Source organism: Bradyrhizobium elkanii USDA 76 (genome assembly GCF_023278185.1).
Classification (GTDB): domain Bacteria; phylum Pseudomonadota; class Alphaproteobacteria; order Rhizobiales; family Xanthobacteraceae; genus Bradyrhizobium; species Bradyrhizobium elkanii.
Genome location: NZ_CP066356.1, coordinates 3,505,950 through 3,522,356, shown reverse-complemented (window position 1 = coordinate 3,522,356; position 16,407 = coordinate 3,505,950). Strand labels below are relative to the sequence as shown.

General features: G+C 63.8%; 12 protein-coding genes. 2 read left to right on the top strand and 10 right to left on the bottom strand.

The window, feature by feature from the left end; translation table 11 throughout:
• Positions 1-168 precede the first annotated feature (168 nt).
• The 6 genes from JEY66_RS16795 to JEY66_RS16770 all read right to left on the bottom strand — a co-directional run bounded on the left by JEY66_RS16795 (position 169) and on the right by JEY66_RS16770 (position 8,593).
• On the bottom strand, positions 169-615 hold the full coding sequence (locus JEY66_RS16795) for a c-type cytochrome (RefSeq protein WP_018272612.1): 447 nt from the start codon (positions 613-615) through the stop codon (positions 169-171).
• 103 nt (positions 616-718) lie between these two features.
• A complete protein-coding gene (locus JEY66_RS16790; protein ID WP_018272613.1) occupies positions 719-3,028 on the bottom strand; it encodes a xanthine dehydrogenase family protein molybdopterin-binding subunit in 2,310 nt (769 codons plus the stop codon).
• A gap of 128 nt (positions 3,029-3,156) precedes the next feature.
• Positions 3,157-4,686 carry a murein biosynthesis integral membrane protein MurJ gene (gene murJ, locus JEY66_RS16785; protein WP_018272614.1) on the bottom strand — a complete coding sequence of 510 codons (1,530 nt, stop codon included), beginning with the start codon at positions 4,684-4,686 and terminating at the stop codon, positions 3,157-3,159.
• A gap of 43 nt (positions 4,687-4,729) precedes the next feature.
• Entirely contained in the window at positions 4,730-5,881 is a 1,152-nt protein-coding gene (locus JEY66_RS16780) for a DegT/DnrJ/EryC1/StrS family aminotransferase (RefSeq protein ID WP_018272615.1), read from the bottom strand.
• A gap of 33 nt (positions 5,882-5,914) precedes the next feature.
• Entirely contained in the window at positions 5,915-6,919 is a 1,005-nt protein-coding gene (locus JEY66_RS16775; RefSeq protein ID WP_026193025.1) for a Gfo/Idh/MocA family protein, read from the bottom strand.
• A gap of 261 nt (positions 6,920-7,180) precedes the next feature.
• Positions 7,181-8,593 carry a mannose-1-phosphate guanylyltransferase/mannose-6-phosphate isomerase gene (locus tag JEY66_RS16770; RefSeq protein WP_026193026.1) on the bottom strand — a complete coding sequence of 471 codons (1,413 nt, stop codon included), beginning with the start codon at positions 8,591-8,593 and terminating at the stop codon, positions 7,181-7,183.
• A 353-nt stretch (positions 8,594-8,946) separates the two neighbouring features.
• Between JEY66_RS16770 and JEY66_RS16765 the strand changes: the two genes are divergently transcribed.
• A complete protein-coding gene (locus JEY66_RS16765; RefSeq protein ID WP_018272618.1) occupies positions 8,947-9,912 on the top strand; it encodes a lysylphosphatidylglycerol synthase transmembrane domain-containing protein in 966 nt (321 codons plus the stop codon).
• An 8-nt stretch (positions 9,913-9,920) separates the two neighbouring features.
• Positions 9,921-10,949 carry an MraY family glycosyltransferase gene (locus JEY66_RS16760; RefSeq protein ID WP_080650439.1) on the top strand — a complete coding sequence of 343 codons (1,029 nt, stop codon included), beginning with the start codon at positions 9,921-9,923 and terminating at the stop codon, positions 10,947-10,949.
• Here the strand turns inward: JEY66_RS16760 and JEY66_RS16755 are convergent.
• The 4 genes from JEY66_RS16755 to JEY66_RS16740 all read right to left on the bottom strand — a co-directional run bounded on the left by JEY66_RS16755 (position 10,941) and on the right by JEY66_RS16740 (position 16,405).
• Positions 10,941-11,882, bottom strand: a complete 942-nt coding sequence (locus tag JEY66_RS16755) for an NAD-dependent epimerase/dehydratase family protein (RefSeq protein WP_026193027.1) — start codon at positions 11,880-11,882, stop codon at positions 10,941-10,943. The two genes, JEY66_RS16760 and JEY66_RS16755, sit on opposite strands and share 9 nt — an antisense overlap.
• A complete protein-coding gene (locus JEY66_RS16750; RefSeq protein ID WP_041482679.1) occupies positions 11,879-13,093 on the bottom strand; it encodes a glycosyltransferase family 4 protein in 1,215 nt (404 codons plus the stop codon). The genes JEY66_RS16755 and JEY66_RS16750 overlap by 4 nt, the downstream gene beginning before the upstream one ends.
• Positions 13,094-13,129: 36 nt before the next feature.
• Positions 13,130-15,043: a nucleoside-diphosphate sugar epimerase/dehydratase gene (locus JEY66_RS16745; RefSeq protein WP_026193028.1), complete on the bottom strand. Its 1,914-nt coding sequence runs from the start codon at positions 15,041-15,043 to the stop codon at positions 13,130-13,132.
• Positions 15,044-15,124: 81 nt separating this feature from the next.
• Positions 15,125-16,405, bottom strand: a complete 1,281-nt coding sequence (locus JEY66_RS16740) for an O-antigen ligase family protein (RefSeq protein WP_018272623.1) — start codon at positions 16,403-16,405, stop codon at positions 15,125-15,127.
• Positions 16,406-16,407 lie beyond the last annotated feature (2 nt).

The following is a 16,407-nucleotide window of genomic DNA, read 5'->3' as shown; positions in this document are numbered from 1 at the left end:
AGTGCCGCAAACACAACAGCAACGAGCCGCAGAGGGTCAACCTCGGCTGCAATAACGCCGTTGCCGCGTTTGCTCTGCCCGACCGTGCCGAGGAACAGAGGCCGGCGACTAGGTCTAGTACAGATCGCGGCGATTTTTGAAAATCCGTGGCATCAAAGCAAATGACAATCAGCTCCTCTTGAGGCGATAGGTCTCGTGGCAGCCGCCGCACTGCTTGAACAGCGGCGGCATTTCCGCCTTCAGCGTGTCGAGGTCCTTGACCTTGCCTTTGGTATCGGCGACCGCCTTGGCGTAGCTCGCAATGTGCTGCTCGAAGCCGGCCTTGTCTTCCCAGACCTTCGGCGCGGGGGAATAGTCGCCATCCGGCTTGAGGCCCTTGCTGCTTTCCGGGAACAGCGTCGGCAGCTTCTTGGCGGTGTCTTCGAACTTCACCAGCGCGGCATCGACCGCTGCCTGATCGTAGGGCTTCTCGCCCTTGATCATCGCCGCTATCGCGCCCGCATTTTTGCCGGTCTCCTTCATCTGGGCCTGGGTCTGCTTGACCTGATTTTGGTCGGCCACCACCGCCCCTGCACTCAACGCAAGCATCGCTGCGACGACGACAATCCGCTTCATCGGCAAAATCCCTCAATTCCGCTCTGTCCCGGTCCGCGATCTGCGGCCGGCCTGGTTTGCAAAACACCGCAGGCGGAATCTTCATTCCGCCTGCGACAATTTATCAGAGATTATGGCGGCGCTGCGCCTCGCGGATCGCGATCCAGATCCGTTCCGGCGTCGCCGGCATGTCGATGTGGTCGATCTTGTACTCGCGATGCAGCCCCTCGACGATCGCGTTGACAACCGCCGGGCACGAGCCGATCGCGCCGGCCTCGCCCGCGCCCTTCACACCCATTGGATTGGTCGTACAGGGCACGTTATGGGTCTCAAACACGAAGGACGGCCCGTCGGAGGCGCGCGGCAGCGCATAGTCCATGAACGTGCCGGTGACGAGCTGACCGTCGGCCGGGCTGTACACCGCCTGCTCCATCAGCGCCTGACCGATGCCCTGCATCGCTCCGCCATGAACCTGGCCCGCCAGCATCAACGGATTGAGCGTGACGCCGAAATCGTCGACGATGACGTAGCTGACGATCTTGATGATGCCGGTGGCGGGATCGATCTCGACCTCGGCGAGATGGGTGCCGTTCGGATAGGTGCCGTCGGCGCTTGCGAAGGTCGCGCTCGCATTCATCTTCGACGTATCCCCGCCGGGACGTTTGGCGAGATCGGCAAAGCTGATCGAGCGGTCGGTGCCGGCGATGCGGATGCGGCCGTCGGCGATTTCGAGGTCGCCGGCGCCGGCTTCCAGCGCCTGCGCTGCGAGCTCCTTCAGCTTGTTGCCGAGATCGTGCGTCGCGCGCTGCACGCTGACGCCGCCGGACGGGATCGATGCCGAGCCGCCGGTGCCGAGGCCGGTCGCGATCTTGTCGGTATCGCCCTGCAGCACATGCACGCGCTCGGGCGGCACGCCGAACTGCTCGGCGACGATCTGCGCATAGGCGGTCTGGTGGCCCTGCCCGCTCGACTGCGTGCCGATCAGGACCGAGATATCGCCATTGGGATCGAGCGCCACATTGGCGGTCTCCTCGCCCATGGTGCCGCAGACCTCGACATAGCTCGCCATGCCGATGCCCCGCACCAGGCCGTCCTTTCTGGCCGCCTTGGCGCGCTTCGGAAATTCCTTCCAGTTGGCAATTTCCATCGCGCGCTTCATGTGTGCGACGAAGTCGCCGGAGTCGTACACCTTGCCGGTCGCGGTCGTGTAGGGCAGCGACTTCGGCGGAATGAAATTCTTCCGCCGGATGGCGTCCGGCGTCTTGCCGAGCTTGCGCGCGGCGGCATCGACCAGGCGCTCGATGACATAGGCGGCCTCCGGGCGGCCGGCGCCGCGATAGGCATCGACCGGCACCGTGTTGGTGAACACGGTGCGGACCCGGCAGTGGAAGGCCTGGATGTCATAGAGGCCCGGCAGCATGCCGGCGCCGCCATGCGGGATGTAAGGCGCAAAGGTCGAGAGATAGGCGCCCATGTCGCCCATCAGGTCGACATCCATGCCGAGGAATTTGCCGTCCTCGGCGAGCGCCATCTTCGCGGTGGTGAGATTGTCGCGGCCCTGCGCGTCGCCCATGAAGTGGTCGGAGCGCTCGGCCGTCCATTTGATGCTCTTCTTGAGCTTGCGCGCGGCGACCGAGATCAGCGCATATTCGCGATAGGGAAACAGCTTGGTGCCGAAACCGCCGCCGACATCCGGGCAGATCACCCGCATGTTCTCCTTCGGCATCTTCAGGATCATGTCGCAGAGGATCTCGCGCAGGCGGTGGCTGCCCTGGCTGCCGATCGTCAGCGTCAGATGATCCTTCTTGGCGTCGTATTCCGCGACCGCGGCGCGCGTCTCCATGAAATTGGTGATGACGCGCGGATTGACGATGGTGATCTCGGCCACCGCATGCGCCTTGGCGAACGCGTCCTCGGCGGCCTTCTTGTCGCCGATCGAGACGTCGAACAGCACATTGCCGGGCTTGTCCGGCCAGACCTGCGGCGCGTCCTTCTTCACCGCATTGACGAGGCCGACCGCCGCCGGCAGCGGCGTCCATTTGACGTCGATCGCCTCGATCGCGTCACGGGCATGATCGACGGTATCGGCGACCACGAAGGCTACCGCGTCGCCGACATGGCGCACCTCGTCCTTGGCGAGGATCGGATAAGGCGGTGCGGTGAACGGATCGGTTTCGAGATTGAACAGGCACGGCAGGCCGCCGAGATCGGCGACGTCGGCGGCGGTCAGGATCAGCGCCACGCCGGGCATGCCGCGGGCCTTGCCGGCATCGATCGTGTAGGTCGCGTGCGCATGCGGCGAACGCAGCATCAGAGCGTGCAATGCGGGAGACGGCGCAACGTCGTCGGTGTAGCGGCCCCTGCCGCGAATCAGAGCGTCGTCCTCCTTGCGCCGCACACTTTGTCCGACGCCAAATTTGATGGGAGCTGCCATCGTCTCTCCAATTGCCTTGGTTGTTTGCGTGCATATTGGCGTGGTTGTCAGCGAAGCGCAAACCGCTTTCCGCCGCGCGCGGCGCTATCCCACAGCCGCCTCCTATGCATTTGATTTGACAGGCAAAACTATACGCGGCGGAGCGCGAACAACCAGCCGCGGCCGAACAGCGTGAGGATCGAGAGGGCATAGACGAAGACGCCGACCGCAATCAGCAGCAGCAGGATCAGTTCGTCGCGAAAGATCTGCATCGGCGCGAACCACACCACCGCGAAATGCGAGGTCAGCCACAGCGCGACCGCGAGCAGCGCGCCGCACAGCGCGAAGGTGCCGAATGAGCGGATCAGCGCGCGATCGAGCGCGAGGTAGCCGCGGCGCACGGCAAACATCAGCACAAGCAGCAGATTGACCCAGGCCCCGATCGCGGTCGCGAGCGCGAGCCCGACCTGCGCCAGCGTGCCGACCAGCGCGATCTTCAGCGCGACGTTGACCGCGACCCCGGTCAGCGCCGCTTTTACCGGCGTTGCGGTGTCCTTACGGGCGTAGAAGGTCGCAACCGCGCTGCGGATCATCACGAACGGAATGAGCCCCACCGCGTAGGCTGCGAGCGTGGCGCCGGCGCTTGCCGCATCGGCCTTGGAGAAGGCGCCGCGGGCGAACATCGCGCGCATGATCGGATCGGCGACCGTCAGGAACGCCGCCACGAACGGCACCGAGAACAGCAGCGTGAAATCGAAGGCGCGGCGCTGCGCCGCCATCGCGCCGGCGTGATCGTCGGCGCTCAGCCGCCGCGACATCTCCGGCAGCAGCACGGTGCCGATCGCAATCCCGATCACGCCGATCGGCAATTGATTGAGGCGATCGGCATAATAGAGCGCCGAGAGCGCGCCCGCTGGGAGGAAGGTCGCGATGATGGTGTCGGCGAACAGCGCCACCTGCGTGCCCATCGAGCCCAGCGTCGCCGGCCCCAGCGCGCGGAAGAAGCCGCGAACGTCCTCGTCGAGCCGCAAGGGCGCGAACCGCGGCAGGCCGCCATGGCGCGCGAGGTCGCCGGCGAGCAGGAAGAATTGCAGCAAGCCCGAGATCAGCACGCCCCAGGCCGCGGCATGGCCCGCGCTCGGGAAGAACGCCGCGAGCGCCAGCGTCATCATCATGGCGAGGTTCAGGAAGATCGGCGCCGCGGCAGCGCTGGCGAAGCGATGCATCACATTGAGCATGCCGCCATAGAGCGTCACCAGCGTGATCAGGAGCAGATAGGGAAACGTGATCCGCGTCAGCTCGATCGCGAGCTTGCGCTGCGCCGCGTCCTCGGTGAAGCCCGGCGCGAGGATGCTCATCGCCTGCGGCATGAACGCCGTCGCCACCGCCAGCAGGATCACCTGCGAGGCGAACAGCAGCGTGAAGATGCGGTCGGCGAACAGCCGTGCCGACGCTTCGCCGCGCTCGCCATGGACGTGGGCATAGGCCGGCACGAAGGCGGCGTTGAAGGCGCCTTCGGCGAAGATCGCGCGGAAATGATTGGGCAGCCGCAGCGCCACGAAGAAGGCGTCGGCAGCCGGTCCGGCACCGAGGATTGCCGCGAGCATAATGTCGCGCGCGAACCCGGTGACCCGCGATAGCAGGGTATAGCCGCCGACGGTGAATATGCGCCCAAGCATACGCTGCTTCTAGCGCATGATTGCGGTCTGAAAAAGTTTCCTATCAGGCCGAAAGTGCGCTGCGCACAGCCGCGATGACGCGGTCCTGCGTCGCCTCGTCGAGATAGGGGTGCATCGGCAGGGCGATGACATCCTTGGACAGGCGCTCGCTGACTGGCAGGCCGCCGTCGGCAACCGGATAGTGGCTGTAGGCCGTCTGCTGGTGCACCGATTTGGGATAGTAGATCATGGTCGGGACGCCCTGCGCCTTCAGGGCAGCCGCGAAGGTGTCACGATAGATGCCGTCGGACAGACGGATGGTGTATTGCGCCCACACCGAGGTACAGCCCGGGGCAAGGCGCGGCACCGCGACGAGGTTGCCGAGCGCGCGCGAATAGCGCTCCGCCACCTTGTTGCGCGCCGCGATCTCGTCGTCGAAAATCTTCAGCTTCTCGAGCAGGATCGCCGCTTGCATGGTGTCGAGCCGCGCCGTGAGGCCGAGCCGCACGTTGTCGTACTTGTCCGAGCCCTGGCCGTGCACGCGGATGCTGCGCAGGGTGCGTGCGAGTTCCTCGTCGTCGGTGAAGATCGCGCCGCCGTCGCCGAAGCAGCCGAGCGGCTTGGCCGGGAAGAAGCTGGTCCCGGTCGCGAGCCCGAAGGTGCCGAGCTTGCGGTTCCTGTAGGTCGCGCCAAAGCCCTGCGCGGCGTCATCGAGCACGAACAGGCCCTCGGCCTCGGCGACCGCGCCGATCGCATCGTGATCGGCGCTCTGGCCGAACAGGTCGACCGGGATCACGGCGACCGGCTTCAGCCCCCGCGCGCGCGCCGTCGCGATGCCGCGCTTGAGCGAGTTGACGTCGATGTTGAAGGTCCCCTCATCGACGTCGACGAAAACCGGCGTCGCTCCGGTCAGCGTCACGACCTCGCCGGTCGCACAGAAGGTGAAGGTCGGGCACAACACCGCGTCGCCCGGCCCGACATTCTTCGCCATCAGGACCATCAAGAGCGCGTCGGTGCCGCTCGCACAGCTGACCACATGCTTTGCGCCGCTGTATTCCGCCAGCGCCTTCTCCAGCGCGGTCACTTCGGGACCGTTGATGAACTGGCAATGGTCAAGCACGCGCGCGACCGCGTCATCGACCGACTTGCCGAGCCGCCGGCGCTGCGCGGCGATATCGATGAAGGGAATGGGCTCAAGCTGCATATGCTGGTTCATGGAAGCTCTTTGCACGTGTTGAATGAATGAAAATCAGCCGGCGATGCGGCGCGGCCCCTTGCGCATCGTCGAGGCGGCGGGCCTGGCGGGCGATTCCAGGCAGCGGATCGCGATCTCGAGGCTCGCCACGCCCTCGTCGCCGGACACTGCCGGCAGCTTGCCGCCACGCACGGCATCGAGGAAGGCGATCAGTTCGGCGCGCAACGGCTCGTCGTGACCGACCGGCAGATGACGCATCGAATAGCTGCCGTCCGGCTTGAAGCCGAAGCATTCGGTGACCTGACGCGTGAGCAGATCGCCCATCACATACTTGCCGCGGGTTGCGACCGTCACGTTGCGCGCCTTGAACGGCGTCAGCCAGTTGGTGTTGATATGGGCGAGGACGCCGGAAGCGGTGCGGAACTGCAGCAGCGCGATATCCTCGCGCTCGGCGACGGCGCTCGAAAGCTGCGGCTGCACCTCGATGATATCGGACTCGGTGAACCACCGGATCAGGTCGATGTCGTGCACGGCAAGATCGATCACGACGCCGACATTGGACATTCGCGGCGGGAACGGGCCGACCCGGGTGATGCCGATCGACAGGATGTCCTCGCCCGAGATCGCCTTCTTGATCGCGGCGACCGCCGGATTGAAACGCTCGACATGGCCGACCATCAGCGTGACGCCAGCCCGCTCGGCGGCCGCGACGATCTCGCGGCCCTCTTCGACCGTCGATGCGACCGGCTTCTCGACTAGGATGTGAACGTTGCGCGCGATGCAGGCGAGCGCGATCTCGTGATGCAGATGGGTGGGGGCTGCGATCGTCACCGCATCGATGCCCTCGGCGAACAGCTGATCGAGGCTTTCGAAGGCGCGGCAGCCGACCAGGTCGATGGCGCGGGTGCGATGTTCCGGCAGCGGATCGACGATGCCGATCAACAGCACCCCGGGCAGTCCGGCCAGCACGCGGGCATGGTTGCTGCCCATCACGCCGGCGCCGATCACGCCGACGCGCAATGCGCGGCCGGTATCGGCCGTCGCGCCGGCTGCGGACATTTTTGCATTCATATCGTAGACCCCAAGTAACGTTCTGGCGGTTGTCCAGGCTTCTCAGGGAGCCATCCCAGCTCCGAGGGAATCAGCACCAAGGCCCCTCTGCCCGATCCACGCCTTTGGCGCAAATCACGACCCGCTTCGTTAGCAGCCGCTATAGCACGGCGTCACAAATGTGGCGAATGCCAACGGCGAAATCCGGACACGTTTTGATTCAAAGAGTTACATCGCCCGCGACTCGATCTAGCGCGGGGCCCGTTCGCCTCAGGTGCGCCGATAGTCATCCTCGATGCGAATGATGTCGTCCTCGCCGAGGTAGCTGCCGGTCTGCACCTCGATCAGCTCGAGCTGGATCTTGCCCGGGTTCTCCAGCCTGTGCACCGCGCCGATCGGGATGTAGATCGATTCGTTCTCGTGCACCGTCTTGATCAGCTCGTTGACGGTGACCTGCGCGGTGCCGCGCACCACGATCCAGTGCTCGGAGCGGTGATGGTGCTTCTGCAGGGACAGCCGTCCGCCCGGCTTGACGACGATCCGCTTGACCTGGTGGCGATCGCCATTGTCGACCGACTGATAGGAGCCCCAGGGGCGATGCACCTTGATGTGGTTCTCGGTCACCTCCGGTGCCGCCACTTTCAATTTCGCGACCAGCCGCTTCAGCCCGTTGGCGTCCTTCTGCCGTGACACCAGCACGGCATCCTGGGTCGCGACCACGACGAGATCGTCGACGCCTTCGAGCGCAACCAGCGCCCGGTCGGTCGAGACGTTGCAATTGCGGGAGTCCTCGAACACCGCCTTGCCGCGCGAAGCGTTGCCGAGGCTGTCCTTGTCGGCGAGCTCCCAGACCTGGCGCCACGAGCCGATGTCGGACCAGCCGCACGCCACCGGCACCACCGCGGCATGCGAAGTCTTCTCCATCACAGCGTAGTCGATCGAGATCGCCTTCGCCGCGCCGAAGGCCTGCGCATCGAGCTTGATGAAGCCGAGATCGCGCGCCGCCGACGCAACCGACTGCTCCACCGATGCCACGCTGTCCGCATCGACATTGCGGTACTCGTCGAGCAGCACGCCGGCGCGGAACATGAAGTTGCCGCTGTTCCAGAGATAACCTGCATCGATATAGCCCGCCGCCGTCGCGGCATCCGGCTTCTCGACGAATTTCGCCACCGTGCGCACCTCGCCGGCGACCGCCTCACCCGGATTGATGTAGCCGTATTCGGTAGCCGGCCGCTCCGGCTTGACGCCGAACGTCACGATGCGGCCGGCGTCCGCGGCCACCAACCCGCCGCGGCACGCGGCGACGAAGGCCGCGGTGTCCCGCACCAGATGGTCGGCGGCCAGCGCCAGCACGATCGCTTCGCTGTCGCGGCTCTGCGCGAACGCCGCACCGGCCGCGATCGCCGGCCCCGAGTCGCGGCGCATCGGCTCCAGCAGCACGTCGGCCTCGCGGCCGATCTCGGCCAGTTGCTCCAGCACCATGAAGCGATAGGCCTCGTTGGTGATCACGATCGGACGCTCGAACAGGCCGGCATCGGAAACCCTCAGCAGCGTCTCCTGGAAGGTCGAGCGCGCCCCGAACAGCGACAGGAACTGCTTCGGATGCACCTCGCGCGACGCCGGCCACAACCGCGTGCCCGCGCCGCCGCACATGATTAGGGGAATAATTCGTCGATCCATCGATGCCTCAAATCCTGTCGTGCAAGTCCTGTCGTATCCGCCTGCGGACGACACACCAAATCGGCCCAGGCCGTCGCGGCCGGCGGCCCTGTTGCCTCGGAAGCACTATCCAAGCAGTAGCACGCGCCCCCCGCGCGTCTGGTCGGATTTTAGCGGTAACGTAAACCCCCGGTGAGTGGCCGGCCGTCCCCGGTTCCGGCCTCTTTAGCCGCCCCTTCGCGCCTGCCGCAATAGGGACCAGTACGGGTATTGCCAGATCGGCGCGGAAACAATACCAAGGCGGCGAATTTGGGCGCGCGAAAGCGTTTTGCGCTGTTTTTGACACATTCTGAAACCTGGCAGCGCGAACGGAAATGCGCCGAATCCTGCTTTCGACCGTCAAGATCCTGATCTCGGCCGCGCTGCTCTATTTCTCGCTGCGCAAGGTCAATCTGTACGACCTTGCCTCCCGTATCCAGGTCGAGAGCTTGGGCTGGCTCAGCCTCGCGATCGCGGTCACGTTCCTGCAGATCTTCCTCGGGGTGCTGCGCTGGCGGGAGATCAGCGTGGAGTGCGGCGCCCCGCTGAAGACCGGCCAAGCCATGCGCTTCAATGTGATCGGCACCTTCTTCAACCAGACACTGCCGTCCTCGATCGGCGGCGACGCGGTCCGGCTTTGGCTCGTCGCGCGCGCCGGTGCGGGCTGGCGCGCAGCCACCTATTCGATTTTCGTCGACCGCGCGATCGGACTGATCGCTCTTGCCGTCGTCATCGCCGCCACCCTGCCCTGGAGTTATCGGCTGATTTCCGATTCCCACGGCTGGATGGCGTTGCTGCTTCTTGACCTCGCCGCACTCGCGGCCGGATTTGGCTTCCTGCTGATCGGCGTGTTGCCATGGGCCTGGCTGAAGCAATGGTGGGCAACACATCACATCTACGCCTGCGCGGTCATCGCGAACCGGGTGCTGTTCAGCCGCAAGCACGGATTGAGGGTCGCAACCCTCTCGATCGCCATTCACGTCGTGACCGTCGTGATCGCCTGGTGCGTGATCAAGTCGATCACCGCCCCCGTCACCTTCGGCCAGATCTTCCAGTTGTTGCCGCCCGTGATGCTGATCACGATGATGCCGATCTCGATCGCCGGCTGGGGCGTGCGCGAGGCTACGATGGCGCTGGCGTTCGGCTACGCTGGATTGATCGCCAATGAAGGCATCAACATCTCCCTGTTGTTCGGCGCGGTATCGTTCGTGGTCGGTGTGTTTGGCGGTCTCGTCTGGATATTGAGTGCCGAGAAAGCCGCCAAGGGCGCTGAGCCGATCGAAGTCCCAGGATCAAAGTGACTTTTACCATGAGCAGCCCCCAAATCCTACTCTCGCTTATCGCGACAGTTCTGGCCGCATTGATCTCGGTCGTTTTAGTCCGGGCGACGCGACCAATCCTGCAGCGCGTAGCGCTGGCCAAACCGAATGCACGATCATCGCACCGAGTTCCAACACCGCAGGGTGCCGGTGTTGCGGTCACGGCGGCCACGCTACTCGCGGGCGGGATCGTCATCGGGCTGGCCGGATCGCCGGACCTGACAATTCCATTCACTGTTTTCGCGGCCTGCCTATTCATCGCGGTGGTCGGCTTGGCCGACGACATCCTTTCCTTGCCCGTCGTTCCGCGGCTGTTGCTGCAGGCCGCCGCCGTTGCAGCCGTGGTGTTTTCGGTACCTAGTGATCTCAGGCTCGCGCAATCCAGCCCGGTCTGGCTCGAACGCGGCCTGCTGCTGATCGCCGGCCTCTGGTTCGTAAACCTCGTCAACTTCATGGACGGGCTCGATTTGATGACCGCGGCCGAGGTAGTGCCGATCACCGTCGCGATCGTGCTGCTCGGCGGCTTCGGCTATGTCCCCGCAGCTCCCGCACTGGTCGCGGCAGCGCTGTGTGGCGCGTTGCTCGGCTTCGCGCCGTCCAACCGACCGGTCGCAAGGATATTCCTCGGCGATGTCGGCAGCTTACCAATCGGCTTGTTGCTGGGCTGGTGCCTGCTCGAGCTCGCTCTACATCAGCAGTTCGCCGCCGCACTGCTGCTGCCGCTATATTATTTGACGGATGCTACAGTGACGCTGTTTCGCCGCATGGCGCGGCGCGAGCCGTTCTGGGCCGCACATCGCTCACACTTCTATCAGCGCGCGACCGACAACGGTTTTACCGTGTGGCGCGTCGTCGGCGAGGTCTTTGTGCTTAACTTAGTGTTGGTTGTGCTCGCATTCGCCTCGGTCGCCCTCACCTCTCTTACCGCAGACATTACCTTACTATTAGTCGGTGCGCTCGCCGTTACCCTCCTGCTCCGCCGATTTTCGCGTCTCGCTCCTCCCGCTAAGTTAAGGTAGCCTTGGACTAACGACACGTTTCAAGCCGTCATCGAGGCTGAGTGGCGGTTGCCATCCGGTCGTGGCAACTTTCGAAAGATCTAGCTCGAGCGAGCCAAGCAAGCTGTCGCACGCGTCACTTCGACCAATCAACATCAGCATTGCCCTAAGAAGCGACGCGGGCAATCGGAATAAACGTGGAGGAGTCTGCGCTGCGTGGGCGAGACGTTCGATGAAAAGCGGCGTCGAAACCTGCTCGCTATCAGCCACAAGAAACACGTCGAAATCCTGCCCTGGCTGCGAGAGGCGGTGTAGGATGAATGAAGCTAGGTTCTCCACCGATAGGAAGGCACGGCGGTTGCGGATATTGGCTAACGGAAGTGGGACACCGCGTTTCACGGCCTTTTCGAGATACGCAAAATTTCCCTTTGCTCCGGCACCATAGATCATTGGCGGACGGATGACGGTGACCCTCATGCTGCCACCTGCTACCAGTTCCTTAAGACCTGCCTCCGCAGCAGCCTTTGACATTCCATAGAGGCCACGGGGCGTCAAGAAATCATCTTCGCGAAATGGTGGGCGCCCGCTATTGCTGCGCCCGTGCACCAGTATTGTGCTGATAAAGATGAAATGCTGCACGCCGGCGGCCATCGCCGCACGCGCCAAGTGCAGCGTGCCCTCGACATTTACGGTCTGATAAAGCTCGATCGCATGCTCTTCGTTCTTGTGATGAACGCGAGCTGCGAGGTGAACTACGGCATTTGCACCAACAACCGCATCGCTCCAATCTGCGCTCGGTCCCAACGTATCAATCATGATATCGTTCGGATCCCGCGACGGAGTTCGCATGGCACGCCGCACCAACCAGCCATGACCAGCCAATAAAGGTACTACGTGGCGACCGACGAAACCGCTCGCGCCAGTCACAAGAACCGTCGGGCGTCGATTACTCATGCGATCTGCTCCATATCGTGATTGGATAGCAGTTCCCGAACCACAGCGGCGTAGCTGGCCAGGGCCCGCTCAGGACTAAAGGTCATCGCGGTCGCAACTGCACGCTCTGCCATGCCGACATCCTTCGAACACGACGCCGACCTAATCGCGTTGGCGAGTTGATCGGGCCTGCCGGGTGTCACAACCCAGCCTAACCTATTCTCCCTGACGGCAAGTGCGGCCTCGGCCTCAGCCTCAGATACGAGAATGACGGGCCGACCGACTGCAAGAAGATTGTAGAACCGGCTCGGAACCGACACACCGGCGACATTTTTGCGATAGGGAACGAGCCAAACGTCCGCACTTGAGAGAAGGGCACCAAGTTCACCGTCCGCAACGCGGTCGACCAATGTGACATTGGCAAGCCGCGCTGTGGCCTGCATCTCCTTCAGTCGCGCAAAGCCTATACCCCATCCCGAGAGCAGGAAATGGATATCGCGTTCGGCTCGCAGGAGCCGCGCTGCCCCGAAGACAATCTCCGGATCGTGGGTAAAGCCCAGATTGCCGGAGAGGCCGACGACGAAGCGGGCGGCGATAGCCTTACGAAATGGATTGTCCGGGCTGACGGGACGGTTGGCGGGACTGAGCGTGGTCCAGTTCGGGATGAATTTAATCTTGTCAGGCGTCATTCCGCCATACCGCAGCACAAGCTTCTCGGTATCGCGGCCGATCACGATGACGACGTTCAAGGCACGGAACATCAGCGTGTTGATCGCTCGCATTGCCCGCGCGACCAGCGAGAACGGCCGCAGCAGCCCGGCCATCACAAGCACGTCGGGAAACAGATCGTGCAGGATCAGCACCGGCTTCGCCCCCTTCAACCTTGACGCGGCGGCAACGGCATAAGGAAGCGCGAAAGGGGCTGTCACCGTCAGCGCCACGTCGCCCCGACGCAGCCGCCACAACAGCGCAAAGAAAATCCGGCCCGTGAACAGCGCCTCGGCCAGCGCGCGCTTGATCAGCGCCGCCTTTCCAGGCAGCCAGTTCCTGATCTCGATAACGGCTGGCCGCCCGGGCGCCGGCGCGCGCGCCGAGCCCGGCATCCCAGAGATCACCACCACCTTCGACTCCCGCGCGATCCGCTCGGAGATGGCGGCCATGATCGCGGCGGTCGTGCTATAATCCGGTGGATAGTGCTGGCTGACGACAACCACTTTTCGGGAGCTGCTCATCAATGGCTTTCGAGGCGCTCGTGTACCGCGGAGCGGTCAGGCGGCATTCGACCCGAACTCAGGCACGGCGTCTTGAAGTACCGAGCGGATGGTCTTGCGGTCGTCCCTCTGGATTGCGTCGTCCAGCGCCACCAGCCATTTGCGCAACGTCGACATCGGAGGCTGGTTCGGCTTGGCCGCCATCATCCCATCGACGCCGATCTCAATGGTCGGCTCTTCGCTTGCAAACAATATCTCGTTCAGCCGTTCTCCGGGACGCATGCCGCTAAATACCACCTCGATATCAACACCGGGCTGCAGGCCTGACAGACGGATCATTCGCTCGGCGAGATCTACGATCTTGACCGGCTGCCCCATGTTCAGGACATAGACCGACACATCCGGCCGCGCAGGCGTCATTGCATGCGTCGCCGCAGTGATTACGAGATCGCAGGCCTCGCGGATCGTCATGAAATAACGGACCATGTCGGGATGGGTCACTGTGATCGGTCCGCCGGCTTCGATTTGCGCCTTGAATTTAGGCACCACCGATCCATTGGACGCCAGCACATTGCCGAACCGCACCGAGATCAGCCGCATATGCGGCTCGCCCTTTGCCTCGGTCATCAGGTCATAGTCCAGCGCCTGACAATACATCTCGGCGAACCGCTTGGTCAGGCCCAGCATCGACACCGGCTCGATCGCCTTGTCGGTCGAGATCATCACCATCGCGTTCGCGCCCGCAGCATGCGCGGCGTCGGCCACGTTCACCGACCCGAAGATGTTGGTCTTGACCCCTTCGCTCCAATCGCGCTCCAGGATCGGCACATGCTTGAGCGCCGCGGCATGGAACACGATGTCGGGCTTGAACTCGCTCATCAGCCGCGTGATGCGCTCGCGATCCCGGATATCGGCGATCCGGCCCTCGATCTCGGGACCGGAGTCGCGCGCGGACAGCGCCTCGGTGACCGCATAGAGCGCCGGCTCCGAGTTCTCCACGACCAGGAGGCGCGCCGCGCCGAAGGTCGCGACCCTGTCGCAGATTTCCGCGCCGATCGAGCCGCCGCCGCCGGTCACAATGACCGACTTGCCCCTCACCAGCGTCTCGAGCCGCGCGTAGTCGATCTTCTGGCTCGGGCGCAGCAGCAGATCCTCGACGGCGACGTTGGTCAGTCGCGGCGCGTCGCCGCCCTCCAGCGACGGCAGGCGACTGACCATCAGACCGAGCCGCTTGGCGCGCATCAGCACGCCTTCCGGATGCGCTTCGGGCTCAAACGCCGACGGGGTCATGACGACGCGCTTGATCGGCCGCTGGCGGGTCTCGAAATCCCTGATCACGGCCTCGATGTCGTCGACGCCGCCGACCACGGGAATGTTGCGAATCATCTGGCCGCGATCCGCGTTCGACGGCGAGAGCACGCCGACCGGCCAGAGCCGCTTGATGGCGCCATTCTCGATGCCGCGCAGCACGACCTCCGCGTCGGCCGTACGTCCGACCAGCAGGGCCGGCGCGGCATTGTCCGATCGGGCATGCAGGCGCGTGCGTGAATAACGGAAATAGCGATAGCCGAGGCGCAGCGCGCTTAACGCGAATACCTCAAGGAAAAAGAAGAGGATGATGGTAATCCGGCCGAGGAACACTGGCGCCTGCGAACTCGATCCGGCAAAGAAGTATACGTAGTCCAGCACTACGAGCGCCAAGGTCAGCACCGCTGCGACCCGCAGTATATTGACCGCGTCTGGTAACGAGGTGAACCGCCATTTCGCGGTAGTCAGATTGCAGAAGTAGCTGACCGCAACACTGAACAGCACGAACCATGGCAGAATGTGCCACAAATGAGGTTGTCGATCAGAAAGCTGACTGCCCTCAAAACGTAGATAAAAGCTCGCGAGCAACGCAAACGCCGTCGCCACCGCGTCATGGACCAAGATCAGGAAGTTGCGCAAAGTGAACCGTGAAAGGCGCATCATGTAATGGGAATTTGCCGGTAATTAGGGGTTCGGGATGAGAGTAGGCTGCTGATAGCGCATCTGTGGAGCGCATGCCAGCGATCATGGGCGGATTGGAGGTTCAGGTTCCACATTGCCCCGGATCGGTCCCTTCAACACCATGCCGCCGGCAACCCCGACGCCCAGCACATACATCCAGCCTTCGTGAAAGTCGAAAATGTGTGAATTAAACAACGAAGTAAAGATATTCTGGACGACGACGAGAAGCCCGATCCAGTTGACGAGACCGTCGCCGCGGAACAGCAAAAGGTGCAGAAGCCACATCGCGTACAGTATCGCCACACCCACAATGCCCCACTGCACGGCGACGTTCAACGTTTGATTGTGTGGGTTTCCGATCACTTCGCCGGAAGCCTGGGTCGCACCGCCCTTCGCGACGCGCTCGAACAGGCCCCGCGTCGCTCCGGTGCCATGGCCGATGACCGGGGCCTCGGCAAAAAAGCCGAGCGACTTGCGCCAGAACTCGAGCCGCAAGCCGAGCGACGTGGGCTCGTTGCGCTCCATGTAGAGCTTGTAATCGCGCTCGAATGACTCCGCCGTCGAGCGCAATTGCGGCGAGCCGTACCACGCCACTATGGCTAACGCGGCGGCCGCGCAAAGGATCAGGACGATGCTGCGCCAGCGCAGATGGAGCAGCGCAAACACCGCGAACATAATCGGAACCGTCACCAATGCAGTGCGCGACACCACCACCATCGCCATGTTGGCGAACAGGCTGAGCGCAATCGCGATCAGCAACATGGCCGGCAGGATGCGTTTGGCCCGCAGCAGCATCACGATCGGATAGGCCAGCGCGACCGCGCATAACGTGAATTCCTGGCTCTGGTCGATGTAGTTCTTGACGAAGACTCCCTGCTCGCCAGGCGCGGGCGCCCTCAGCGCGAGGTGCGGATAGGCAAGCACCAGCCAGGACATCAGCATCAGCAGCGTGCAGGAGACGAGGAAAGCGACAAACACCCAGGTCCCGCGGGCCGAGCGCTGGAAATGATAGAGCAGGACCGGAAGCACGAGGAGCTTTGCGGTCGGCCCGACCGCGTAGAATCGCGCGCCCCAGGCCGCGTCCGACCAGAGCGTGCCGACAAGCGCGAGGCAAAACAACGCCACCGGCGCCAGGCAGATCGGCCGCTTCAGCAGCGCCCAGAATGCCTTCAGATCGACCGTCGGCGCAATCGCGATCAGCAGCACCACACCGAAGATGCCGACCAGCGAGGTCGACCACGGCAGCGACAGCGCAATCAGGACCGCGACCACATCGGTCGCGGTCTGCCAGCGCGCCGGATCGCGCCAGGCCGGACACGCCGCGGCGCCTGCCGGGGTTGCCATGC

What these genes read in the sequence shown, in the direction of transcription:
- JEY66_RS16760 (WP_080650439.1), top strand. Translation starts at nt 9,921, where the DNA reads ATGAGCAGCCCCCAAATCCTACTCTCGCTTATCGCGACAGTTCTGGCC.
- JEY66_RS16750 (WP_041482679.1), bottom strand. Translation starts at nt 13,093, where the DNA reads ATGAGCAGCTCCCGAAAAGTGGTTGTCGTCAGCCAGCACTATCCACCG.
- JEY66_RS16775 (WP_026193025.1), bottom strand. Translation starts at nt 6,919, where the DNA reads ATGTCCGCAGCCGGCGCGACGGCCGATACCGGCCGCGCATTGCGCGTC.
- JEY66_RS16740 (WP_018272623.1), bottom strand. Translation starts at nt 16,405, where the DNA reads ATGGCAACCCCGGCAGGCGCCGCGGCGTGTCCGGCCTGGCGCGATCCG.
- JEY66_RS16770 (WP_026193026.1), bottom strand. Translation starts at nt 8,593, where the DNA reads ATGGATCGACGAATTATTCCCCTAATCATGTGCGGCGGCGCGGGCACG.
- JEY66_RS16780 (WP_018272615.1), bottom strand. Translation starts at nt 5,881, where the DNA reads ATGAACCAGCATATGCAGCTTGAGCCCATTCCCTTCATCGATATCGCC.
- JEY66_RS16795 (WP_018272612.1), bottom strand. Translation starts at nt 615, where the DNA reads ATGAAGCGGATTGTCGTCGTCGCAGCGATGCTTGCGTTGAGTGCAGGG.
- JEY66_RS16765 (WP_018272618.1), top strand. Translation starts at nt 8,947, where the DNA reads ATGCGCCGAATCCTGCTTTCGACCGTCAAGATCCTGATCTCGGCCGCG.
- murJ (WP_018272614.1), bottom strand. Translation starts at nt 4,686, where the DNA reads ATGCTTGGGCGCATATTCACCGTCGGCGGCTATACCCTGCTATCGCGG.
- JEY66_RS16745 (WP_026193028.1), bottom strand. Translation starts at nt 15,043, where the DNA reads ATGATGCGCCTTTCACGGTTCACTTTGCGCAACTTCCTGATCTTGGTC.
- JEY66_RS16790 (WP_018272613.1), bottom strand. Translation starts at nt 3,028, where the DNA reads ATGGCAGCTCCCATCAAATTTGGCGTCGGACAAAGTGTGCGGCGCAAG.
- JEY66_RS16755 (WP_026193027.1), bottom strand. Translation starts at nt 11,882, where the DNA reads ATGAGTAATCGACGCCCGACGGTTCTTGTGACTGGCGCGAGCGGTTTC.